This window comes from Streptomyces halobius (assembly GCF_023277745.1).
Taxonomy (GTDB): Bacteria; Actinomycetota; Actinomycetes; order Streptomycetales; family Streptomycetaceae; genus Streptomyces; species Streptomyces halobius.
In genome coordinates this window covers 3,421,215-3,444,757 of record NZ_CP086322.1, presented here as the reverse complement: position 1 = coordinate 3,444,757, position 23,543 = coordinate 3,421,215, and the positions used below count along the sequence as shown (strand labels likewise).

Genomic DNA, 23,543 nt, shown 5'->3' with positions numbered 1-23,543 from the left:
TGTCGGCATCCGCCCTAGTCAGAGCATGATTTTTGCTGGCTGACTGGCGAGTGCCCCCGGCAGGATTCGAACCTGCGCACACGGCTCCGGAGGCCGTTGCTCTATCCCCTGAGCTACGGGGGCGTTGCCGCCGTTTGCGCGGCGACGGGTAGAACCCTACCAGCTCTGATGGGGTGTCCATGAACAGGGTTTTTCGGGGGCGGGGGAGGAGCCCTAGCGCATCACGGGGCCGTGTCGGCGGTGGTCGGGGAAAGGTCCCCCGCATGGGGGCGGAAGTGGGCAAAACTGGGACGCAGCCGCAGGTGGGCCCCTAGCCTCATGGTGTGCCTGGCTTGTCCGGTCGGATCCTTGTCGTCGATGACAACAAGGTGATCCGGCAGTTGATCAGGGTCAACCTTGAGCTGGAGGGCTTCGAGGTCGTGACCGCGGCTGATGGTGCCGAATGTCTGGATGTCGTGCACCACGTGAGACCTGATGTGGTGACCCTTGACGTCGTGATGCCGCGGCTCAACGGTCTGCACACCGCGGCGCGTCTGCGTTCCGATCCACGGACTTCGGACATCCCCATCGCCATCGTCAGTGCGTGCACCCAGGGCGATGTGGACAACGGTGAGTCGGTGGGCGTGGACGCGTTTCTGGCGAAGCCCTTCGAGCCGACGGAGCTGGTGCGGACCGTGGGCATGCTGGTGCGCGAGGGGCGGCAGCGGGAGCGCGGGCCCGAGTACGGGGCGGACGACGGGGGCGGGGACGGGGCGGAGCGCGCCGCCGCGGGCGGTGGGATCGGGCTGGTGGAGGCGGGCGGGGACGCGGAGCCCGCGGCCCGGCCGGGAGCCTGATCCCGTAGTCCGGCCGAGCAGCGGGCCCGCCCCCTGGACCCACCACTCCGCGCCCTGGTCCCGTTCAGTCCGCCCTGTCCCGCGCCTTCGCCCCGCGCCCGCACCCGTCCCGGCCTCCGCCGCATCCCCCTCCACCTGTCCACAGGGCGAAACCGGGTCGCGTGTTCGCCCCCCTTCTCCCATACGCTTGTCCCGTGACCCCCGCCGAGCTCTCCCGTACCGTCCTGCGCTCCGTGCGCGGTGCCGTGGCGGAGCGAGAGCTCTCCGTGCCCGTGCCGGCGCGGATCGTGGTGCAGCCGCCGCCGCGGGCCGGGTGCGGGGACTACGCCTCCAATGTCGCGCTGCAGCTCGCCGGGCCCGCGGGCCGGCCCGCCCGGGAAGTCGCCGAGATTCTGCGGAAGCGGCTGGCGGGGAGCGCCGGGATCGCCCGGGTCGAGATCGCCGGACCGGGGTTCTTGAACTTCACGCTGGGGGACGGTGCGCGGGCCGCACTCGTACGGGAGGTGCTCGCGCAGGGCTCCGCGTACGGGGGCAGGCCCGGATACGGGAGCAGGTCTGAGCATGGGAGCGGGTCCGCGCACGGGAGCCAGGGGGACGAGGGGGACGAGAAGGACGAGCGGGCCCCTCTTGATGGCGGCCGCCTGCCTGACGGGGAGCTGCTGCCGCCGGGGCTCTCCGGTGCTCGGGCCGTTGTCGTGGCCGATGCGCTGGGGCGGTTGCTGGTGGCTGCGGGGATGGGGCAGCGGGCGCGTACGCACGCCCCGGCCGCCCCGGCCGGCGAGGGTGAGCTGGGTGAGCTGGTCGCCCGGCTGGGGGGTGATGAGGCGCGCTGGGCCTTGTTGCGGCCGGCGGCGCATGATCCGGTGCGGTTGCCCGAGCGGCCGGTGCAGCGGGAGAGCAATCCGCGGTTCCGGGTGCAGTACACGTACGCCAGGACCCGCGCGCTGACGCGTAACGCCCGGGATCTGGGGTTCGGGAGTGAGCCGGGGGACACGTCGCCCACCGAGGATGAGCCGGAGCGGTCCCTTCACACGCTTCTCGCCACGTTTCCCCGTACCGTCGAAGCCGCGGCCCGGTACCGGGCGCCGGACCGGATGGTGCGGCATCTGGAGGCGACGGCGGACGCTTTCCTCCGGTGGCAGGACGGGTGTCCGCCACTGCCTGTCGGGGAGCGGAAACCCTTGGCCGTTCACCGTGCCCGGCTGGCCCTCGCCGAGGCCACCGGGACGGTGCTCGCCAACGGCCTGTGTCTGCTCGGCATCTCCGCACCCGCACACCTCTGATGAATGCTCTTGAGGGGATCTCCACGCCATGAGTCGTTCCGCGCACCCTGCCGGGCCCCGGCACGCCGACGTACTGCCCGAGGGGCACTACGCCGGGCCGCCCGCCGACCTCAACGCCCTCGACCCGCACGTCTGGTCCCGTACCGTCCGGCGCGACGCCGACGGCGTGGTGACGGTCGGCGGGCTCGATGTCCGCGCCCTGGCCGAGGAGTTCGGCACGCCCGCGTACTTCCTGGACGAGGACGACTTCCGGGCGCGCTGCCGGGCCTGGAAGGACGCCTTCGGGCCGGACGCCGATGTCTTCTACGCGGGCAAGGCGTTTCTGTCGCGGGCCATAGTGCGATGGCTGAACGAAGAGGGGCTGAATCTCGACGTCTGTTCCGGAGGCGAGCTGGCCACCGCGCTCGGTGCCGGCATGCCGGCGGAGCGGATCGCGCTGCATGGCAACAACAAGAGCAACGAAGAGATCACTCGGGCCGTGGCGGCCGGGGTCGGGCGGATCGTGCTGGACTCGTTCCAGGAGATGGTGCGGGTCGCGCATATCGCGGAGCGGCTGGGCAAGCGGCAGCGGGTGCAGATCCGGGTCACGGTCGGCGTCGAGGCGCATACCCATGAATTCATCGCGACCGCGCACGAGGACCAGAAGTTCGGGATCGCGCTGGCCGGTGGGGAGGCCGCGGAAGCGGTACGGCGGGCGCTGAAGCTGGACGGTCTGGAACTCGTCGGGATCCATTCGCACATCGGGTCGCAGATTTTCGATATGGCGGGGTTCGAGGTGTCGGCCCGGCGCGTGGTGCAGTTGCTGGCCGAGGTGCGTGACGAGCACGGCGTCGAGCTGCCGGAGATCGATCTCGGTGGCGGGCTCGGTATCGCCTACACCTCCAACGACGATCCGCGGGAGCCGCAGGAGATCGCCACGGCACTGTCCGGGATCGTGACCAAGGAGTGCCGGTCCGCCGGACTCACCGTCCCCCGGCTGTCCGTCGAGCCGGGCCGGGCGATCGTCGGGCCGACCGCGTTCACGCTGTACGAGGTCGGGACGGTCAAGGAGCTGGCAGGGCTGCGGACGTATGTGTCCGTGGACGGCGGAATGTCGGACAACATCCGGACGGCGCTGTACGACGCGGAGTACAGCGTGGCGCTGGTCTCGCGGACCTCGGACGCCGAGCCGATGCTGTCGCGCGTGGTCGGCAAGCACTGTGAGAGCGGGGACATCGTCGTACGCGATGCCTTCCTGCCCGCCGATGTGGCGCCGGGGGACCTGCTCGCGGTGCCGGCCACCGGCGCGTACTGCCGTTCCATGGCGAGCAACTACAACCACGCGCTGCGGCCGCCGGTCGTGGCGGTCCGGGACGGCCGGGCCAGGCTGATCGTCCGGCGGGAGACGGAAGAAGATCTCCTGCGGCTGGATGTCGGGTAGGGGCCGGTCCACGGGACGGTTTACCCGGATGACAATAGATGTCTCGGCATCCGGACGAGGGGGCGGAAAGTGCCGTCCGGTGCGTGAGACTGGTGCATTACCGAGCAGGAAAACGGGATCGATGAAAAGCAGAGGTCGAATGATGCGTACGCGTCCGCTGAAGGTGGCGCTCCTGGGCTGTGGTGTGGTCGGCTCAGAGGTGGCTCGCATCATGACGACGCACGCCGACGACCTCGCGGCCCGTATCGGTGCGCCCGTCGAGCTCGCCGGGATCGCCGTCCGCCGCCCGGACAAGGTGCGCGAGGGCATCCCGGCGGAGCTCGTCACCACCGACGCGATGGCGCTCGTCAAACGCGGCGACCTTGATGTCGTGGTCGAGATGATCGGCGGTATCGAGCCCGCGCGGGGGCTGATCACCACCGCCCTGGAGCACGGTGCGAGCGTGGTGTCCGCGAACAAGGCGCTGGTCGCCGCGGACGGTGCCGCGCTGCATGCCGCGGCCGAGGCCAGTGACGCGGATCTGTACTACGAGGCCGCCGTCGCGGGCGCGATCCCGCTGGTCCGGCCGCTGCGCGAATCGCTCGCCGGCGACAAGGTCAACCGCGTCCTCGGCATCGTCAACGGCACCACGAACTTCATTCTCGACAAGATGGACACGAGCGGAGCGGGGTATTCCGAGGCGTTGGACGAGGCGACCGCGCTCGGTTACGCCGAGGCCGACCCGACCGCCGACGTCGAGGGCTTCGACGCCGCCGCCAAGGCCGCGATCCTGGCCGGCATCGCCTTCCACACCCGGGTCACCATCGACGATGTGCACCGCGAGGGGCTGACCGAGGTCACCGCCGCCGATATCGCCTCGGCCAAGCGGATGGGCTGTACGGTCAAGCTGCTCGCCATCTGCGAGCGGGCCGCCCACGGCGGCTCCGTCACCGCCCGGGTGCACCCCGCGATGATCCCGCTCAGCCATCCGCTCGCCTCGGTGCGCGGGGCGTACAACGCGGTCTTCATCGAGGCCGACGCGGCCGGCCGGCTGATGTTCTACGGGCCGGGCGCGGGCGGTTCACCGACCGCCTCCGCGGTCCTCGGTGACCTGGTCGCGGTCTGCCGCAACAAGGTCGCCGGCACCACCGGGCCGGGTGAATCCGCGTACACCGCGCTGCCCGTGAGCCCCATGGGCGAGGTGGTCACGCGGTACCACATCAGTCTCGACGTGGCCGACAAGCCCGGCGTTCTCGCGCAGGTCGCGATGGTCTTCGCCGAGCACGGCGTATCGATCGATACGGTCCGTCAACAGGGCAAGGACGGCGAGGCGTCCCTCGTCGTCGTCACCCACCGAGCGGCCGACGCGGCCCTGTCGTCGACCGTCGGGGCACTGCGCGAGCTGGACACCGTCCGCGGTGTCGCCAGCATCATGCGGGTCGAAGGGGAGTAAAGGAACCCATGTCTGCCAATTCCACCGTGACCACCACCAGCCGTCAGTGGCGCGGAATCATCGAGGAATACCGTGACCGGCTTCCGGTCAGCGACACGACCGAGGTCATCACCCTCCGGGAGGGCGGCACCCCCCTGGTGCCCGCCCAGGTGCTCTCCGAGCGCACCGGCTGCGAGGTGCACCTCAAGGTCGAGGGTGCCAACCCCACCGGGTCGTTCAAGGACCGCGGGATGACGATGGCCATCACGCGGGCGAAGGAGGAGGGCGCCAAGGCGGTCATCTGCGCCTCCACCGGCAACACCTCCGCGTCGGCCGCCGCCTATGCGGTGCGGGCCGGCATGGTCTGCGCCGTGCTCGTCCCGCAGGGGAAGATCGCGCTCGGCAAGATGGGCCAGGCGCTGGTGCACGGCGCGAAGATCCTTCAGATCGACGGAAATTTCGACGACTGTCTGACACTGGCCCGCGGGCTGTCCGACAACTACCCCGTCGCACTTGTGAACTCCGTTAACCCGGTGCGCATCGAGGGCCAGAAGACCGCCGCCTTCGAAATCGTCGACATGCTCGACGACGCCCCGGATATCCATGTGCTGCCCGTCGGCAACGCCGGCAACATCACGGCGTACTGGCGGGGCTACAAGGAGTATGCCGCTGACGGGGTCTCCTCCCGCGCCCCACGGATGTGGGGTTTCCAGGCGTCCGGCAGCGCGCCGATCGTGCGTGGTGAGGCCGTCAAGGACCCGCACACCATCGCCACCGCGATCCGTATCGGCAACCCCGCCTCGTGGGCCTTCGCCGAGCAGGCCCGGGACGAGTCCGGCGGCCTCATCAGTGAGGTGACGGACCGTCAAATCCTCGCCGCCTACCGGCTGCTGGCCGCCCAGGAGGGCGTGTTCGTGGAGCCCGCCTCGGCCGCGTCCGTCGCCGGTCTGCTCAAGGCCGCCGAGGAGGGCGGGGTCGACCCGGGCCAGAGGATCGTCTGTACGGTCACCGGCAACGGCCTCAAGGACCCGGACTGGGCGGTGGCCGGCGCGCCGCAGCCGGTCACGGTGCCGATCGACGCGGATGTCGCGGCCGAGTACCTTGGCCTGGTGTAGCGCGTACGGTCCACGGGCCGGTCCCGCGAATGCCTGACGGTCCCGGGCGGCAGAGGTCCCGTCAGCCCGTCCAGCAAATGGTGCAAAGCCTGCAAAGTCCGGCCGGGGGAAGCGTCGGGGCACAGGAGGCATGCGACACGCATCGTGCGCCTCCTGTGCGCCCTATGTCGCCACAGAACCTTCCTTCGATAGGCTGGCAATCAACTCCCCTCCCCACGGCATAACGCAGTGGTGTGCAGGGCAAGTCAGAACAGACCCCATGAACCGGCCGGGCGCCTCGGCGCCGCGGTGTTCTGGGGCAGTACCGCAGCATCAATCAAGGAGAGTCATCGAGCGATGGCCGGTCCCGCGTTCCGCGCCGCCGCCGTCCGGGTGCGCACCCCCGCCACCAGCGCCAATCTCGGTCCCGGCTTCGACGCCCTGGGTCTGTCCCTGGGGCTGTACGACGATGTCGTGGTGCGGGTCGCCGACTCCGGTCTGCACGTCGACATCGCAGGTGAGGGGGCCGACACCCTCCCGCGCGACGAGAGCCACCTGCTCGTACGGTCCCTGCGCACGGCGTTCGAAGTGCTCGGCGGACAGCCGCGCGGCCTGGAAATCGTCTGCGCCAACCGCATTCCGCACGGCCGCGGCCTCGGGTCCTCCTCGGCCGCCATCTGCGCGGGTATCGTCGCCGCCCGCGCCGTGACCATAGGCGCCGACCAGAAACTCGACGACACCGCGCTGCTGGAGCTGGCCACCGAGATCGAGGGCCACCCCGACAACGTCGCCGCCTGTCTGCTGGGCGGGTTCACGCTGGCCTGGATGGACACCGGATCGGCGCGGGCGATCCGGATGGATCCCGCCGATTCCATCGTTCCGGTGGTCTTCGTGCCCGGGAAACCGGTGCTCACCGAGACCGCCCGGGGACTGCTGCCGCGTACCGTCCCGCACGGGGACGCCGCGGCCAACGCCGGCCGCGCCGCACTGCTCGTCGAGGCCCTGACCAGGCGCCCCGAGCTGCTGCTTGCCGCGACCGAGGACCGACTTCACCAGGAATACCGCGCCCCCGCGATGCCGGAGAGCATGGCCTTGGTGAACCGACTGCGCGCGGACGGCGTCCCCGCAGTCGTCTCCGGTGCGGGCCCGACGGTGCTCGCACTGGTCGAAGAGGCCGCGGCCGACAAGGTCGCGGCGCTGGCGGGAGAGGGGTGGGCGGCGAACCGGCTGACCCTCGACGAGGCGGGCACCTGTGTACTGCCGCTCGCCGGGTGATCACATAGAGTGATCGACGATTGCCGGTCTTGGAGAGGGGGAATGTTTGTTGGATCCGGTAGTGTTAACCTCAAGTCAGTACTCGACGCCAGTGTGGCGCGGTGCTTCGTGTCCCCCATCGGGACCACTCTCTTCCGGGAGCCTCCCAAACTGCTTGGAGCAATGGCCTGAGCAGTAGTGAGCACGCTCCGGAATTCGGCGTGACGAAGTCACTCTCATTCGCTCGCCGGAACCATGAATTGATCTCTCCGCCGTATCCGGCGGGACCACCGCCCCGGCTCCGGTCCGCAAGACCGAAGGACCACAGCCGGACAGCACAACCGGTCGCCGAGCCAGACAGGCCGACGTCCGCTCCAGGGAAGGACCCTTCGTGAGCGACACCACCGATCTGATGGGCGTGCGCACCGATGGCAGTGCCACCGCGCCCGCCACGGACGCTCCCGCCGCGCCTGCCACCGGTGCTGCCCCAGCCCCTGCCTCGCGGCGACGCCGTTCCGGTACCGGCCTTGACGGCATGGTCCTGGCAGAGCTGCAACAGGTTGCCTCCGGCCTCGGCATCAAGGGCACCGCGCGGATGCGCAAGAGCCAGCTGATCGAGGTCATCAAGGAGAAGCAGGCCGGGGGCTCGGGCGCCGCGGCCAAGGCCGACGCGCCCGCCGACACCGAGACCAGGCCCAAGCGCCGTACCACCTCCAAGGCCCGCACCGGCGAGGACGGCGCGGAGCGCCCCGCCAAGGCTGCCAAGGCCGAGAAGCCGGAGAAGGCCGAGAAGGCGGACAAGGCAGAAAAGTCCGCGGGCCAGCAGCAGATCGAGATCCCCGGCCAGCCGGTCAGTGACGAGCAGCCGGCCGGCGAGCGCCGCCGGCGCCGGGCCACCGCCGCCGCGGGCAGCCCCGAGGCCGCTTCCGGCGACCTCAAGACCGAGACCAAGGTCGAGGGGCGGGCCGACACGACGACGACCAAGGCGGACGCCAAGGCCGAGGCCGCGGTCGCCACGCAGGACACCGGCGAGGGCCGCCAGGCCAGGACCGGTGAGCGCCAGGACCGTGGTGAGCGCCAGGACCGCGGCCAGAAGGGCGACCGCGGGGACCGTGGCCAGCGCGGCCGTGACCGCCGCAAGGGCGACGCGGGTGAGGACGGCGGCGGCCAGGGCGGCAACCGCCAGCGTGACCGCCGTGGCGATGACGACGAATTCGAGGGCGGCCGCCGGGGCCGTCGCGGCCGCTACCGCGACCGCCGTGGCCGCCGTGGCCGCGACGACTTCGGCAACGAACCGCAGCTGTCCGAGGACGATGTCCTGATCCCGGTCGCGGGCATCCTCGACATCCTCGACAACTACGCGTTCATCCGGACCTCCGGCTACCTGCCCGGCCCGAACGACGTGTACGTCTCGCTCGCCCAGGTCCGCAAGAACGGTCTGCGCAAGGGTGACCACGTCACCGGTGCGGTCCGCCAGCCCAAGGACGGCGAGCGGCGCGAGAAGTTCAACGCGCTGGTCCGGCTGGACACCGTCAACAGCGTGGCGCCCGAACAGAGCCGCCAGCGCTCCGAGTTCGGGAAGCTGACCCCGCTCTATCCGCAGGAGCGGCTGCGTCTGGAGGGCGAGTCGGGCGGTCTGACGACCCGGATCATCGATCTGGTCGCGCCGATCGGCAAGGGCCAGCGTGGTCTGATCGTGGCACCGCCGAAGACCGGCAAGACCATGATCATGCAGGCGGTCGCCAATGCGATCACCCGCAACAACCCCGAGTGCCATCTGATGGTCGTCCTGGTGGACGAGCGGCCCGAAGAGGTCACCGACATGCAGCGGTCGGTCAAGGGCGAGGTCATCTCCTCGACCTTCGACCGCCCGGCCGAGGACCACACCACCGTCGCCGAGCTGGCCATCGAGCGCGCCAAGCGGCTCGTCGAGCTGGGGCATGACGTGGTCGTGCTGCTGGACTCCATCACCCGTCTGGGCCGTGCGTACAACCTTGCCGCGCCCGCCTCCGGCCGCATCCTGTCCGGTGGTGTCGACTCGACCGCGCTCTACCCGCCGAAGCGCTTCTTCGGTGCCGCGCGCAACATCGAGGACGGCGGTTCCCTGACCATCATGGCCACCGCGCTGGTCGAGACCGGCTCGCGGATGGACGAGGTGATCTTCGAGGAGTTCAAGGGCACCGGCAACCTGGAGCTCAAGCTCGACCGCAAGCTCGCCGACAAGCGCATCTTCCCGGCGGTGGACGTCGACGGGTCCGGCACCCGTAAGGAAGAGATCCTGCTGGGCAGCGACGAGCTGAACGTCGTCTGGAAGCTGCGCCGGGTGCTGCACGCGCTGGACCAGCAGCAGGCCATCGAGCTGCTGCTGGACAAGATGAAGCAGACCAAGTCCAACGCGGAGTTCCTGCTGCAGATCCAGAAGACGACGCCGGGCATGACCAACGGCAACGACTGACGCCCGTAGCGCCGCCACGAAGCCCTCCTCGCCCCTGTGGTGAGGAGGGCTTCGTGCTGCCCGCGTACGGCGGCGGCCCGGTGTGAGGAACGCCGTCCGCGGGCCGGTCGCGGCTGAGACGTTCCGCACAAAGTCGCCTGTTGCGGATCGGTTTCGGCCATGGCTGAAACCGGCTCGAAAGCCCAGGTGAGGCAGAAGGGAGCCGCGTGCCGTCAGGTGACCGCGGCCCGTTTTTCTAAGAAAGCACTCATACAGCGCTGTGCAACCCTTCCGGTCGACCTCCCGTCTGACAAGGCGCAACAGCCGTGACAGCACGGAACACGGTGGCGGCGAGGGGTAGCAGAGACCGCAAGGACTGGGGAGCAGATGGCGGACAGCAACGGGACGAAGGCGGCCGGAAGCCGTGCCCGCGGCATACGGCCCACGGGCCGCCGGCGCAAGAGTCCGACCCGACGCCGCCGGGCCCTGACCATCGGCCTGTGCGCGCTGATCAGCGCCGTACTGCTCGGCGGAGCCGGACTCGGCTACGTCTACTTCAAGCTCAACGGCAACCTCAAGGGCATCGACATCAACGCCGCGCTCGGCCGCGACCGGCCGAAAAACATCGACAACGGCTCGATGGACATCCTGGTGATCGGGTCCGACTCCCGGGCCGGCAAGAACGCGGAGTACGGCCCAGACGAGGGCGGCGCGCGCTCCGACACCGCGATGATCGTGCATGTCTACAAGGGCCACAAGAAGGCCAGCGTCGTCAGCATCCCCCGTGACACCCTGATCCCGCGGCCCGACTGCACCAAGGACGGCAAGAACGTCCCCGGATCGCAGCGGGCGATGTTCAACACCGCCTACGAGGTCGGCGGCCCGGCCTGCGCCGTCAAGACCGTCGAGTCGATCAGCGGGATCCGTATGGACCACTTCATCGAGGTCGACTTCACCGGCTTCAAGAAGCTGATAGACGCGCTGGGCGGTGTGGACATCACCACCACCAAGGCGATCGACGACAACAGCAGCCATCTGCATCTGCCGCCCGGCAAGCACACCCTCGACGGCGAGAACGCACTCGGTCTCGTACGGACCCGGCACGGCGTCCCCGGAGGCGACGGCAGCGACCTGGGCCGGATCCAGCTGCAGCAGACGTTCATCAAGGCGCTGATGAAGCAGGTCAAGAGCATCGGCCTGCTGACCAGCCCCGCCAAGCTCTACGACGTCGCCGACACCGCCACCAAGGCCATCACCACCGACACCGACCTCGACTCGGTCGGCGAACTGACCGGGCTGGCCAAGAGCCTGGGCGGCATCGGCGCGGAGAACGTCGACATGGTGACGCTGCCGGTGACATACGACAAGGTCGACCCGGACCGGGTGCTGCCGCTGGAGATGCAGAGCCGGCAGGTCTGGGACGCGCTGCGGCAGGACCAGGCCATTCCCCCGTCAGCGATCAAGGACTCCGCGGGTGACAAGGGCGGCACGGACAGCTACGTGCAGTAGGGCCGTGGCCTGTCCGGGGCCCGGGGACCGGTGGGGGGAATAGGTGCGGACGTCCCCCGGTTTTGGGAGATACGGCGAGTCCTGGCAGACTGGACCGTCGGCTCCGGTTCACGTGAGGCAACCCGCACCACGACCCGGAGCACTCCCGAACCTAGGAGAATCCCTTGAAGCGCGACATCCACCCGGAGTACGTCGAGACCCAGGTCAGCTGCACCTGTGGCGCGTCGTTCACCACCCGTAGCACCGTCGCCGGCGGCAGCATCCGCGCCGACATCTGCTCCGAGTGCCACCCGTTCTACACGGGCAAGCAGAAGATCCTGGACACGGGCGGCCGCGTGGCCCGCTTCGAGGCCCGCTTCGGCAAGGCCGCCGCTGCCAAGAAGTAGCGACCCGCAAGGCGCCGGTCTCCGGTCGCCCCTGTTCAGGGGTGACCGGACCGGCGCCTTTGTTTGCAGCATCGTCCACGCGCCCGGCCCTCCCGCCGGGGCCCGGGGCGTCCCCCGGACAGGCACCGTCAGCCAGCAGAGGAACCCAAGATGTTCGAGGCGGTCGAAGAACTGATCGGCGAGCACGCCGATCTTGAGAGGCGGCTGGCCGACCCCGCGGTCCACGCCGACCAGCGCGAGGCCATGCGGCTCAACAAGCGCTACTCCGAGCTGACCCCGATCATCGCGGCGTACCGCGCCTGGAAGCGGACCGGCGACGACATCGAGACCGCGCGTGAATTCGCCGCGGACGACCCGGACTTCGCCGACGAGGTCAAGGAGCTGGAGGTCCGGCGCGAGGACCTCACCGAGAAGCTGCGGCTGCTGCTCGTGCCCCGCGACCCCAGCGACGACAAGGACGTCATCCTGGAGGTCAAGGCCGGCGAGGGCGGCGAGGAGTCCGCGCTGTTCGCCGGCGACCTGCTGCGGATGTATCTGCGCTACGCCGAGCGGGTCGGCTGGAAGACCGAGGTCCTCGACGCCAACGAGTCCGACCTCGGCGGCTACAAGGACGTCCAGGTCGCCGTGAAGACCAAGGGCGGGGCCGGCGCCATCGAGCCCGGACAGGGCGTCTGGGCGCGGCTGAAGTACGAGGGCGGGGTGCACCGCGTCCAGCGGGTGCCCGCCACCGAGTCGCAGGGCCGGATCCACACCTCCGCGGCCGGTGTGCTGGTCACGCCCGAGGCCGAGGAGGTCGACGTCGAGATCAACGCCAACGACCTGCGGGTCGACGTCTACCGCTCCTCGGGCCCCGGCGGCCAGTCCGTCAACACCACCGACTCCGCGGTCCGTATCACGCACCTGCCCACCGGCATCGTCGTCTCCTGCCAGAACGAGAAGAGCCAGCTCCAGAACAAGGAGCAGGCGCTGCGCATCCTGCGCTCCCGGCTGCTGGCCGCCGCCCAGGAAGAGGCCGAGCGGGAGGCGTCGGACGCCCGGCGCAGCCAGGTGCGGACGGTCGACCGCTCGGAGCGCATCCGCACGTACAACTTCCCTGAAAACCGCATTTCGGACCACAGGGTCGGCTTCAAGGCGTACAACTTGGACCAGGTGCTCGACGGCGAGCTCGACCCGGTCATCCAGGCGTGTGTCGACGCCGACTCGGCCGCCAAGCTCGCCGCCGCCCAGTAAGACCGCAGCACCCAGCGCACCAGGAGGAAGCCCCGTGAACCTGCTGCTCGCCGAGGTGGCCCAGGCCACCCAGCGGCTGGCCGACGCCGGCGTGCCCTCACCGCGTTTCGACGCGGAGGAGCTCGCCGCGCATGTGCACGGGGTCAAGCGGGGCGAGCTGCACGCGGTCCCCGACGCGGACTTCGACGCCCGCTACTGGGAGGCCGTCGCCCGCCGTGAGGCGCGCGAACCGCTGCAGCACATCACCGGCCGCGCCTTCTTCCGTTACCTCGAACTCGCCGTCGGGCCGGGGGTGTTCGTGCCCCGCCCGGAGACCGAGTCGGTGGTCGGCTGGGCGATAGACGCGGTGCGCGCCATGGACGTCGTCGAGCCGCTGATCGTCGACCTGTGCACCGGCTCGGGCGCCATCGCGCTCGCCCTGGCACAGGAGGTGCCGCGCTCGCGGGTGCACGCCGTGGAGCTGTCCGAAGAGGCCCTGCGCTACGCCAGCAAGAACGTCGAGGGGTCCCGCGTCGTTCTCCATCACGGCGACGCGCTGACCGCGCTTCCCGAACTGGACGGTCAGGTCGACCTGGTCGTCTCCAACCCGCCGTACATCCCGCTGACCGAGTGGGAGTACGTCGCGCCCGAGGCACGCGACCACGACCCCGAACTCGCGCTGTTCTCGGGTCAGGACGGCCTGGACACCATCCGGGGCATCGAACGCACCGCGCACCGTCTGCTGCGGCCCGGCGGCGTCGTCGTCGTCGAGCACGCCGACACCCAGGGCGGGCAGGTGCCGTGGATCTTCACCGAGGAGAAGGGGTGGGCGGACGCGGCCGACCACCCCGACCTGAACAACAGGCCCCGCTTCGCCACCGCGCGCCGGGCGACGCCATGACGGCCGGCGCCCCGATGAACCCCCACAACCGTTCCGGACAGGAGGACCGCTGATGGCACGGCGATACGACTGCAGCGACGCGACCGACCGCGCGACCGGTCTGCGTGAGGCCGCCTCGGCCGTCCGCCGCGGCGAGCTGGTCGTGCTGCCGACCGACACCGTCTACGGCGTCGGCGCGGACGCCTTCAGCCCCGAGGCCGTCGCCGATCTGCTGGCGGCCAAGGGGCGCGGCCGCGGTATGCCCACCCCGGTCCTCGTCGGCTCCCCGAACACCCTGCACGGGCTGGTCACCGACTTCTCCGAGCAGGCGTGGGAGCTGGTCGACGCCTTCTGGCCGGGCGCGCTGACCCTGGTCGCCAACCACCAGCCGTCGCTGACCTGGGATCTGGGCGAGACCCGTGGCACGGTCGCGGTGCGGATGCCGCTGCACCCCGTCGCGATCGAGCTGCTGACCGACTTCGGCCCGATGGCGGTCTCCAGCGCCAACCTCTCCGGCCACCCGTCCCCGCAGGACTGCGACGCCGCGCAGGAGATGCTCGGCGACGCGGTCTCCGTCTACCTCGACGGCGGCCCGACACCCGCCGCCGTGCCGTCCTCCATCGTCGATGTCACCGGCACGGTCCCGGTGCTGCTGCGGGAGGGCGCGATCAGCGCGGACGAGCTGCGCAAGGTGGTTCCCGAGCTTGAGGTGGCCAATTGATGGCGCCCCTGGGGCGTGGCATAGCGGGACCAGGCGATGCCCCCTTCCTCCCCCCTGCACCCTTGTTCCGGATCCTCCACGTCAGCACCGGCAATGTCTGCCGCTCGCCGATCACCGAGCGGCTGCACCGCCATGCCCTGCGACTGCGGCTCGGCGAGACGCACAGCAGCGGCCTGGTGGTGGAGAGCGCCGGCACCTGGGGCCACGAAGGCGCCCCGATGGAGGCGCACGCCGCGACGGTGTGCGCCGACTACGGCGCGGACCCGGCCGGGTTCATCGGCCGTGAGCTGCTGGACGAGCACGTCATCCGCGCCGACCTGGTGCTGACCGCGACCCGCGACCACCGTGCCCAGGTCATCTCGATGGGCCACTCCGCGGGCCTGCGGACGTTCACGCTCAAGGAGTTCAACCGGCTGGTGCGGGCCATAGACCCCGCCACGCTGCCCGAGCCCGATCCGGAGCTGCCGGACGGCGGCCTGGTCGAACGCGCCCGTGCGCTGGTCGGCGCGGCCGCCGCGCTGCGCGGCTGGCTGCTCGCGCCCAGCCCGGAGTCCGACGAGGTGCACGACCCGTACGGCGCGCCCATCACCTTCTTCCGCTCCATCGGCGATGAGATCAACCAGGCGCTCGATCCGGTGGTCACGGCCCTCACGGGAGTGCCGGCCCGCGCCTAGGGCCTGGGTCGGGCCTTCCGACAAGGTCCTGGGTCCGTCCGGGGGACGTGTCCGGGGGCGGGGCCCGTGCGGCACAGCCGTAGTGGTCACTTTCGCCGGAAGCCACGAGCCACCGCGCCCTATCGCCCCGCCGCGCCTACATTGGGAGCTACGTCCCCCGTACGAGGCCCGGAGCAAGCGATGCCCGCCACCACCGCGTCATCCCGCAGCACCGCGTCATCCCGCAGCGGCACCCAGGACACCGTGGCCCCCAGGGCCGAGACGCCCGAGGAGCGGGCACGGGCCGCCGCCCGTGACGGCACGGCACCGGCCGGTGCCCCCGACTTCGCCGCCCTGCTCCATCAGGATCCCGAGATCGCCGGGGTGCTGCTCGGTGAGAGCACGCGTCAGAGCGACGGGCTCCAGCTGATCGCCGCGGAGAACTTCACCTCGCCCGCGGTCCTCGCCGCCCTCGGCTCCCCGCTCGGCAACAAATACGCCGAGGGATACCCGGGTGCCCGGCACCACGGCGGCTGCGAGATCGTCGACCTCGCCGAGCGGATCGCCATCGAACGCGCCAAGGCCCTTTTCGGCGCCGAACACGCCAACGTCCAGGCCCATTCCGGGTCTTCGGCCGTACTGGCCGCCTACGCCGCCCTGCTGCGCCCCGGCGACACCGTCCTGGCGATGTCCCTGCCACACGGGGGGCACCTCACCCACGGATCGTCCGCCAACTTCTCCGGCCGCTGGTTCGACTTCGTCGGCTACGGCGTCGACGAGGACTCCGGGCTCCTCGAATACGACGCGATCCGCGCGCTCGCCCTGGAGCGCCGGCCCAAGGCCATCGTCTGCGGCTCCATCTCCTATCCGCGGCACATGGACTATGCCGCGTTCCGCGATATCGCGGACGAGACCGGCGCCTATCTCATCGCGGACGTGGCGCACCCCATGGGGCTGATCGCCGGGGGAGCGGCGCCCAGCCCGGTCCCGTACGCCGATGTCGTGTGCGCCACCACCCACAAGGTGCTGCGCGGGCCGCGCGGCGGGATGATCCTGTGCGGCGCGCAGCTGGCCGAGCGGATCGACCGGGCGGTGTTCCCGTTCAGCCAGGGGGGAGCCCAGATGAACGCGGTCGCCGCGAAGGCCGTCGCCTTCGGGGAGGCCGCCACGCCCGCCTTCGGCGGGTACGCCCATCAGGTGATCGTCAACGCCCGCGGGCTCGCCCAGGCGCTGGCCGGACAGGGGCTGACGGTCACCACCGGCGGGACCGACACCCATCTGATCACCGCCGACACCACACCGCTCGGCCTGGACGCACAGACCGCCCGCGGCCGGCTGGCGGCGGCCGGGATCGTGCTGGACACCTGCGCGCTGCCCTGCGGGACCTACCCGAAGGCCGGCCCGGGGAGCACCGTCCTCGCCGCGCGCAGGACCGGTATCCGGCTGGGTACCGCCGCGGTGACGACGCAGGGGATGGGCGAGCCGGAGATGCTCCGGATCGCCGAGCTGATCGGCGCGGCGCTGCGCGAGGACGCCTCGGCGCGTCAGGAGACCGTCGCGTTGGCGCACCGGTTCCCGCCCTATCCCGATCGCGCCTGACGGCCGGAACCGTTCGGTGACGGCACGCGTCTTTCCCGGTACTCATCCCCCTGGATTCATTCCCCTGTATTCACGGCCACAGGGCCGACACGCATATGGTGTGTGGCTGTGATGGCCAGCTATACCAATGGGGCAGCCCGTGCGTGAATACCTGCTGACGCTGTGCGTCACGGCCGCGGTGACCTATCTGCTGACCGGGCCGGTGCGGAAGTTCGCGATCGCGGCCGGTGCGATGCCGGAGATCCGCGCGCGTGATGTGCACCGCGAGCCGACACCGCGGCTCGGCGGCATCGCGATGTTCGGCGGGCTGTGCGCGGGTCTGCTGGTGGCCTCGCATCTGACGAATATGAGCGACGTCTTCGCGAAGTCCAACGAGCCGCGGGCGCTGCTCTCCGGCGCCGCCCTGATCTGGGTGCTCGGGGTGTTGGACGACAAGTGGGGCGTGGACGCGCTGGTCAAGCTGGGCGGGCAGATGATCGCCGCGGGTGTGATGGTCCTCCAGGGGCTGACGATCCTGTGGATCCCGGTCCCCGGTGTCGGCACCGTCTCGCTGACCCCGATGCAGGGCACACTGCTGACCGTCGCGCTGGTCGTGATCACCATCAACGCGGTGAACTTCGTCGACGGTCTGGACGGGCTGGCCTCCGGCATGGTGTGCATCGCCGCGGCGGCCTTCTTCATGTACGCGTACCGGATGTGGTTCGGCTATGGCATCGAGGCGGCCGCGCCCGCAACGCTGTTCTCGGTCGTTCTGATGGGGATGTGCCTGGGCTTTCTGCCGCACAACATGCACCCGGCGCGGATCTTCATGGGTGACTCCGGCTCGATGCTGATCGGTCTGGTGATGGCCGCCGGCGCGGTCTCGGTGACCGGCCAGGTCGACCCGGACCTGCTGGGCCAGAAGGCGGGCGGGCTGCGCGAGGCCACGCACGCGATGGTGCCGGTCTACATTCCGCTGCTGCTTCCGCTGACGGTGATCGCGGTGCCGGTGGCCGACCTCATTCTGGCGATCGTGCGGCGTACGTGGAACGGCCAGTCTCCGTTCGCCGCGGACCGGGGACATCTCCACCACCGGCTGCTGGAGATCGGGCACTCGCACAGCCGGGCCGTGCTGATCATGTACTTCTGGTCGGCGCTGATCGCCTTCGGCGCGGTCGCCTACTCCGTGAACAACGCCAGCATGTGGATCGTCCTCGGCATCGTGCTGCTGAGCGCGGTTGGTCTGGTGCTGCTCCTGCTGCCGCGCTTCACGCCGCGGGCCCCGCGCTGGGCGGAGTGGATGGTTCCGCCGCGCTACCGGAGGGTCGTACGGGAGTCGGCGGTGACGGCCGCGGCGGCGGACGGTGCGGGCGCCGACGGTCCGGGCGAGGAGCGCGAACCGGTCCCCGCGGGCCTCCACGGCGCCACCGCGATCGGTGACAGGTCACGTTTCGTGGGCCGCCGTAAGGCGGACAGTCATCGCTGAACCGGTGCGTCGGGCGGCGTGTCCCGCATCCCGAATCGGGGCGCCCCACCCCATACCAGACAAAAGTCGAGCCGTCAGTGCACCAACGATCGGGTTCACGCTCACGTGTGACAAGGTCCACACGAACCAGGTAAAGACCTCATCAAATAGTTTGTGATACCGTTCACGAGACCCGGTGGCGGGTCCGAAGAGCCATGGTGCGAGGGCGCTTTGGCCTCAGGCTCTCGCCTCAAGCCGGGTCTACGCTCGTCCTCGACGACACCACCCCCACCCTTTGCCGGAGCGCCTCCATGCAGTCGAACGACGCCCGACTACTCCTCCATGCCGTTGTGCCCACCCTCGCCACCGGCGTCCTCGCCGTTGCCGTGAGCGCCGTGGTCGCGGGCGGGACGGGGGCGATCGGAGCTGTCGTCGGCACCGCGCTGGTGGTGTTCGTGATGGGTGCCGGACTCGCCGTTCTGCAGCACACCGCGCGGAACCACCCGCAGCTGTTCCAGATGATGGGGCTGCTGCTCTACACGGTGCAGATCCTGCTCGTCGGCGTCTTTCTGCTGGCGTTCAAGAACACCACGCTCTTCGACACGAAGGCGTTCGCGTTCACTTTGCTCGGCGCCACCCTCGTATGGATCGCGGCACAGACCCGCGGCCACATGAAGGCGAAGATCCTGTACGTGGACCCCGACTCCGCGGAAGCCAAGAAGGCGGAGACGGCGGGGTCGCCGACGTGACACGTAGGGCCGGAATAAACGCCCTCTTGCGGGCCTGCTATCGTCCGGTGCCAACTGCGGCGCAGTCGGCGCAGGCGGCCGAGCACCCGGAATCCCCGAGAGGGAACCGGCGGTTCTTGCGGCCGATGCCTGTGATCCGGCCCGGCCCAGCGCCGGCCCGCCGCCCCCAAATCCGCAAGACCAGTCCAGTGCCGCACCGTGGCTCAACGCCGCGCCGACACAACGAGGTTGCCGTACCCATGCGCCACGCTGAAGGAGCCCGCGGTGAGTGCTGAAACGATGCTCGCCTTCAACACGGAGTGCCACCTCTTTATTCCGGGGTGTGGCTTCGAGGCCCCGGGTCTTCATTCGTTCGTATTCGAACCCCTCTTCACAGTCGGTGGCTTCGAGTTCAACAAGCCGATGCTGCTGGCTCTGCTCAGCACGGTCGTCGTCGTGTGGTTCTTCTGGGCCGCCTTCGGCCGGGCCAAGGTCGTGCCGGGCAAGCTCCAGATGGTCGGCGAGGCGGGTTACGACTTCGTGCGCCGCGGGCTCGTTTACGACGCCCTGGGCAAGAAAGAGGGCGACAAGTACGTCCCCTTCATGGTCTCGCTGTTCTTCTTCGTGTGGATCATGAATATCTGGTCGATCATCCCGCTCGCCCAGTTCCCGGTGACCTCGATCATCGCCTTCCCCGCGGGTCTCGCACTGGTCGTCTACATCCTGTGGGTGTCCCTGACCTTCAAGAAGCACGGCTTCGTCGGCGCCTGGAAGAACTTCAGCGGCTACGACAAGTCGGTGGGCTGGGTCCTGCCGCTGCTGATGGTCATCGAGCTCTTCTCGAACCTGCTCATCCGGCCGTTCACCCACGCGGTACGACTCTTCGCGAACATGTTCGCGGGCCACATGCTGATCGTGATGTTCACCATCGCCAGCTGGTACCTGCTGAACGGTGTCGGCGTCGTCTACGCGGGCGCGTCCTTCGTCATGACGATCCTGATGACCGCCTTCGAGCTCTTCATCCAGGCCGTTCAGGCGTACGTTTTCGTCCTCCTGGCCTGCAACTACGTCCAGGGCGCGCTCGCCGAGCACCACTGAGCGCCCCGCCTCCCCGCCCCAACAGCTGTCCGGTGGCCAACCCCCACCGGTCCGTGAAAGAGAAGGAAGTAACGGCATGTCCGCTGCTCTCGAAATGGTCAACCTCGCCGCCAAGGACACCGTCTCCGGCAACGTCAGCGCCATCGGCTACGGCCTCGCCGCGATCGGCCCCGGCGTCGGCGTCGGCATCATCTTCGGTAACGGCACCCAGGCCCTGGCCCGTCAGCCCGAGGCGGCCGGCCTGATCCGCACCAACCAGATCATGGGTTTCGCCTTCTGTGAGGCGCTCGCCCTGATCGGCATCGTCATGGGCTTCGTTTACCAGTAAACGAACCGCATCGACCACCCATTCAGACGGAAGGCAATGATGTGAACGCCCTGGTCCCCATGGCGGCGGAGGTTCCTCAGAACCCCCTGGTCCCGCCGATTCCAGAGCTGGTCATCGGCCTGATCGCCTTCTTCATCGTCTTCGGCTTCCTCGCCAAGAAGCTTCTCCCGAACATCAACAGGGTTCTGGACGAGCGCCGCGAGGCGATCGAGGGCGGGATGAAGAAGGCCGACGAGGCCATGGCCGAGGCGCAGCAGGTCCTCGAGGAGTACCGGACGCAGCTCGCCGACGCCCGCCATGAGGCCGCGCGACTGCGCCAGGAGGCGCAGGAGCAGGGCGCGACGCTCATCGCCGAGATGCGCGCCGAGGGCCAGCGGCAGCGTGAGGAGATCATCGCCGCCGGTCACGCCCAGATCGAGGCCGACCGCAAGGCTGCCTCGCAGTCGCTGCGTCAGGACGTGGGCAAGCTCGCCACCGACCTGGCCGGCAAGCTCGTCGGTGAGTCCCTGGAGGACCACGCCCGGCAGAGCCGGACCATCGACCGCTTCCTCGATGAGCTCGAAAGCAACGCCGCCGAGGCGGCGTCGGACGCGACGAAGGCTGAGGCCGGCCGATGAACGGAGCGAGCCGCGAGGCACTCGCCTCCGCACGCGAGCGCTTCGACGCGTTGACGGACGACACCTCCGTCGACGCGGCGAAGCTCGCCGAGGAGCTGGCTGCCGTCACCGCTCTGCTCGACCGCGAGGTGTCGCTGCGTCGGGTCCTGACCGACCCGGCGCAGCCCGGCCAGGCGCGCGCCGAGCTGGCCGGGCGGCTGCTCGGCAACCAGGTCGGCGGCCCGGCCGTCGACCTGGTCACCGGCATGGTCCGCGCCCGCTGGTCGCGCTCGCGTGAGCTGGCGGACGCGATCGAGGAGCTGTCCTACAGCGCCGACCTCGTCGCGGCGCAGCGGGCCGGCCAGCTCGACGACGTCGAGGACGAGCTGTTCCGGTTCGGCCGGATCGTCGCCTCGTCCGGTGACCTGCGCAGGGCGCTGACCGACCGGGCCGCGACGGTCCCCGCCAAGGCGGAGCTGCTGCGCTCGCTGCTGGGCGGCCGGGCCAACCCGGTCACCGAGCGGATCGTGACGCGCCTTGTCGTACAGCCGCGGGGCCGTAGCCTGGAGGCGGGGCTCGACGCCCTCTCCAAGCTGGCGGCGCACCGCCGGGGCCGTACGGTCGCGGTGGTCACCTCCGCGGTGCCGCTCAGCGATGAGCAGCGGCAGCGTCTCGACGCCGCGCTGACCGAACTGTACGGACGGCGGATCCACCTGAACCTCGACGTGGACCCCGAGGTCCTCGGCGGTGTGCAGATCCGGATCGGCGACGAGGTCATCGACGGGACCATCGCGGAGCGCCTCGACGAGGCGTCCCGGCGGATGGCCGGCTGACCCAAGCCACCACCAACTCAAGAGCTGCACAACCGGCGGCCCGCGCCGGACCGGCCGGCCGGACCGAGAGGTCCGGCTGCGGTCCGCAAGCAGCCCCGGCGACACAGCACAAGCAGGACGGCGGCCCGAGTTGGGCCGTAAGCGGAAGCCCCCTGGGGACAACCCCCAGAAACCCGCAAGTAACTTCGGGCCCAACAAGGAGAGCAGGGAACCCAGATGGCGGAGCTCACGATCCGGCCGGAGGAGATCCGGGACGCGCTGGAGAACTTCGTCCAGGCGTACAAGCCGGACGCGGCCTCGCGCGAAGAGGTCGGCACGGTCAGCGAGGCCGGAGACGGCATCGCGAAGGTCGAGGGCCTTCCCTCGGCAATGGCGAACGAGCTGCTGAAGTTCGAGGACGGCACCCTCGGCCTCGCGCTGAACCTGGAAGAGCGCGAGATCGGTGCGATCGTCCTCGGCGAATTCGGCGGTATCGAGGAGGGCCAGCCGGTGCAGCGCACCGGTGAGGTGCTCTCGGTCGCCGTGGGCGAGGGCTACCTCGGCCGCGTGGTCGACCCGCTGGGCAACCCGATCGACGGCCTCGGCGAGATCGCGTCCGAGGACCGCCGCGCCCTGGAGCTGCAGGCTCCGGGCGTCATGGTCCGTAAGTCGGTCCACGAGCCGATGGAGACCGGCTACAAGGCCGTCGACGCGATGACCCCGATCGGCCGCGGCCAGCGTCAGCTGATCATCGGTGACCGCCAGACCGGCAAGACCGCCCTGGCCGTCGACACGATCATCAACCAGCGCGACAACTGGCGCTCGGGCGACCCGAAGAAGCAGGTCCGCTGCATCTACGTCGCCGTCGGCCAGAAGGGCTCCACCATCGCGTCCGTGCGCGGCGCGCTGGAGGAGGCCGGTGCCCTGGAATACACCACCATCGTCGCCGCCCCGGCGTCCGACCCGGCGGGCTTCAAGTACCTGGCGCCCTACACCGGTTCGGCCATCGGTCAGCACTGGATGTACCAGGGCAAGCACGTCCTGATCATCTTCGACGACCTGTCGAAGCAGGCCGACGCCTACCGCGCCGTGTCCCTGCTGCTGCGCCGTCCGCCGGGCCGTGAGGCCTACCCCGGTGACGTCTTCTACCTGCACTCGCGTCTGCTGGAGCGGTGCGCCAAGCTCTCCGACGACATGGGCGCCGGCTCGATGACCGGTCTGCCGATCGTCGAGACCAAGGCGAACGACGTGTCGGCGTTCATTCCGACCAACGTCATCTCCATCACCGACGGCCAGTGCTTCCTGGAGTCCGACCTGTTCAACGCGGGCCAGCGCCCGGCGCTGAACGTCGGTATCTCGGTCTCCCGTGTCGGTGGCTCGGCCCAGCACAAGGCCATGAAGCAGGTCTCCGGCCGGCTTCGCGTGGACCTCGCCCAGTACCGCGAGCTGGAGGCCTTCGCCGCCTTCGGTTCCGACCTGGACGCGGCCTCCAAGGCGTCGCTGGAGCGCGGTAAGCGCATGGTCGAGCTGCTCAAGCAGAGCCAGTACGCGCCCTTCTCGACCGAGGACGAGGTTGTCTCCATCTGGGCCGGCACCACCGGCAAGATGGACGACGTCCCCGTCAACGACATCCGCCGCTTCGAGCGGGAGCTCCTCGACTACCTGGGCCGGGAGAAGAAGGACCTGCTGACCAGCATTCGCGAGGGCGGCAAGATGTCCGACGACACCATCCAGGCGCTCACCGATTCCGTCGCCGCCTTCAAGCAGCAGTTCGAGACCTCGGACGGCAAGCTGCTCGGTGAGGACGCTCCGGTCAGCACCACCAAGTGACGACGGAAGGGACCTGAT

21 protein-coding genes and 1 tRNA gene are annotated in these 23,543 nt (G+C 69.9%); 21 read left to right on the top strand and 1 reads right to left on the bottom strand.

Going from position 1 to position 23,543, the window contains the following annotated elements:
* Window positions 1-51: 51 nt before the first annotated feature.
* A tRNA-Arg gene (locus K9S39_RS15625) sits at window positions 52-123 on the bottom strand.
* 209 nt (window positions 124-332) lie between these two features.
* Between K9S39_RS15625 and K9S39_RS15620 the strand changes: the two genes are divergently transcribed.
* From K9S39_RS15620 to atpA, 21 genes are all read left to right on the top strand, one after another.
* Window positions 333-836: a response regulator gene (locus K9S39_RS15620; RefSeq protein ID WP_248863951.1), complete on the top strand. Its 504-nt coding sequence runs from the start codon at window positions 333-335 to the stop codon at window positions 834-836.
* 194 nt (window positions 837-1,030) lie between these two features.
* Complete coding sequence (gene nrtL / locus K9S39_RS15615) at window positions 1,031-2,119, top strand: ArgS-related anticodon-binding protein NrtL (RefSeq protein ID WP_248863950.1); 1,089 nt, start codon at window positions 1,031-1,033, stop codon at window positions 2,117-2,119.
* Between the two features lie 28 nt (window positions 2,120-2,147).
* Window positions 2,148-3,539 carry a diaminopimelate decarboxylase gene (gene lysA, locus K9S39_RS15610; protein ID WP_248863949.1) on the top strand — a complete coding sequence of 464 codons (1,392 nt, stop codon included), beginning with the start codon at window positions 2,148-2,150 and terminating at the stop codon, window positions 3,537-3,539.
* A gap of 139 nt (window positions 3,540-3,678) precedes the next feature.
* Window positions 3,679-4,971, top strand: coding sequence for a homoserine dehydrogenase (locus K9S39_RS15605; protein WP_248863948.1), 1,293 nt, complete (start codon window positions 3,679-3,681; stop codon window positions 4,969-4,971).
* Between the two features lie 8 nt (window positions 4,972-4,979).
* Window positions 4,980-6,065, top strand: a complete 1,086-nt coding sequence (thrC, locus tag K9S39_RS15600) for a threonine synthase (protein ID WP_248863947.1) — start codon at window positions 4,980-4,982, stop codon at window positions 6,063-6,065.
* A gap of 336 nt (window positions 6,066-6,401) precedes the next feature.
* A complete protein-coding gene (thrB, locus tag K9S39_RS15595) occupies window positions 6,402-7,319 on the top strand; it encodes a homoserine kinase (protein ID WP_248863946.1) in 918 nt (305 codons plus the stop codon).
* Between the two features lie 370 nt (window positions 7,320-7,689).
* Window positions 7,690-9,753 (top strand): transcription termination factor Rho, encoded by a 2,064-nt coding sequence (gene rho / locus K9S39_RS15590; RefSeq protein WP_248863945.1) that lies wholly within the window; start codon window positions 7,690-7,692, stop codon window positions 9,751-9,753.
* Between the two features lie 366 nt (window positions 9,754-10,119).
* Window positions 10,120-11,241, top strand: coding sequence for an LCP family protein (locus K9S39_RS15585; RefSeq protein ID WP_248863943.1), 1,122 nt, complete (start codon window positions 10,120-10,122; stop codon window positions 11,239-11,241).
* Between the two features lie 164 nt (window positions 11,242-11,405).
* A complete protein-coding gene (gene rpmE, locus K9S39_RS15580; protein ID WP_248863942.1) occupies window positions 11,406-11,627 on the top strand; it encodes a 50S ribosomal protein L31 in 222 nt (73 codons plus the stop codon).
* A gap of 150 nt (window positions 11,628-11,777) precedes the next feature.
* Entirely contained in the window at window positions 11,778-12,857 is a 1,080-nt protein-coding gene (prfA, locus tag K9S39_RS15575; RefSeq protein WP_248863941.1) for a peptide chain release factor 1, read from the top strand.
* A 34-nt stretch (window positions 12,858-12,891) separates the two neighbouring features.
* Window positions 12,892-13,737: a peptide chain release factor N(5)-glutamine methyltransferase gene (gene prmC, locus K9S39_RS15570; protein ID WP_248863940.1), complete on the top strand. Its 846-nt coding sequence runs from the start codon at window positions 12,892-12,894 to the stop codon at window positions 13,735-13,737.
* Between the two features lie 52 nt (window positions 13,738-13,789).
* A complete protein-coding gene (locus K9S39_RS15565) occupies window positions 13,790-14,437 on the top strand; it encodes an L-threonylcarbamoyladenylate synthase (protein WP_248863939.1) in 648 nt (215 codons plus the stop codon).
* Window positions 14,434-15,111 carry an arsenate reductase/protein-tyrosine-phosphatase family protein gene (locus K9S39_RS15560; RefSeq protein ID WP_406707944.1) on the top strand — a complete coding sequence of 226 codons (678 nt, stop codon included), beginning with the start codon at window positions 14,434-14,436 and terminating at the stop codon, window positions 15,109-15,111. Before K9S39_RS15565 ends, K9S39_RS15560 begins: the two co-directional genes overlap by 4 nt.
* A 180-nt stretch (window positions 15,112-15,291) precedes the next feature.
* Window positions 15,292-16,689, top strand: a complete 1,398-nt coding sequence (locus K9S39_RS15555; protein ID WP_248863937.1) for a serine hydroxymethyltransferase — start codon at window positions 15,292-15,294, stop codon at window positions 16,687-16,689.
* 127 nt (window positions 16,690-16,816) lie between these two features.
* Window positions 16,817-18,154, top strand: a complete 1,338-nt coding sequence (locus K9S39_RS15550) for an MraY family glycosyltransferase (protein WP_248863936.1) — start codon at window positions 16,817-16,819, stop codon at window positions 18,152-18,154.
* 290 nt (window positions 18,155-18,444) lie between these two features.
* Window positions 18,445-18,882: a hypothetical protein gene (locus tag K9S39_RS15545; protein ID WP_248863935.1), complete on the top strand. Its 438-nt coding sequence runs from the start codon at window positions 18,445-18,447 to the stop codon at window positions 18,880-18,882.
* Window positions 18,883-19,161: 279 nt separating this feature from the next.
* Window positions 19,162-19,959: a F0F1 ATP synthase subunit A gene (atpB, locus tag K9S39_RS15540; RefSeq protein ID WP_248868782.1), complete on the top strand. Its 798-nt coding sequence runs from the start codon at window positions 19,162-19,164 to the stop codon at window positions 19,957-19,959.
* 76 nt (window positions 19,960-20,035) lie between these two features.
* Window positions 20,036-20,287: an ATP synthase F0 subunit C gene (atpE, locus tag K9S39_RS15535; RefSeq protein ID WP_176710009.1), complete on the top strand. Its 252-nt coding sequence runs from the start codon at window positions 20,036-20,038 to the stop codon at window positions 20,285-20,287.
* Between the two features lie 41 nt (window positions 20,288-20,328).
* Window positions 20,329-20,904: a F0F1 ATP synthase subunit B gene (locus tag K9S39_RS15530; RefSeq protein ID WP_248863934.1), complete on the top strand. Its 576-nt coding sequence runs from the start codon at window positions 20,329-20,331 to the stop codon at window positions 20,902-20,904.
* On the top strand, window positions 20,901-21,716 hold the full coding sequence (locus K9S39_RS15525) for a F0F1 ATP synthase subunit delta (protein ID WP_248863933.1): 816 nt from the start codon (window positions 20,901-20,903) through the stop codon (window positions 21,714-21,716). The genes K9S39_RS15530 and K9S39_RS15525 overlap by 4 nt, the downstream gene beginning before the upstream one ends.
* Before the next feature lie 216 nt (window positions 21,717-21,932).
* Entirely contained in the window at window positions 21,933-23,525 is a 1,593-nt protein-coding gene (atpA, locus tag K9S39_RS15520; protein ID WP_248863932.1) for a F0F1 ATP synthase subunit alpha, read from the top strand.
* Window positions 23,526-23,543 lie beyond the last annotated feature (18 nt).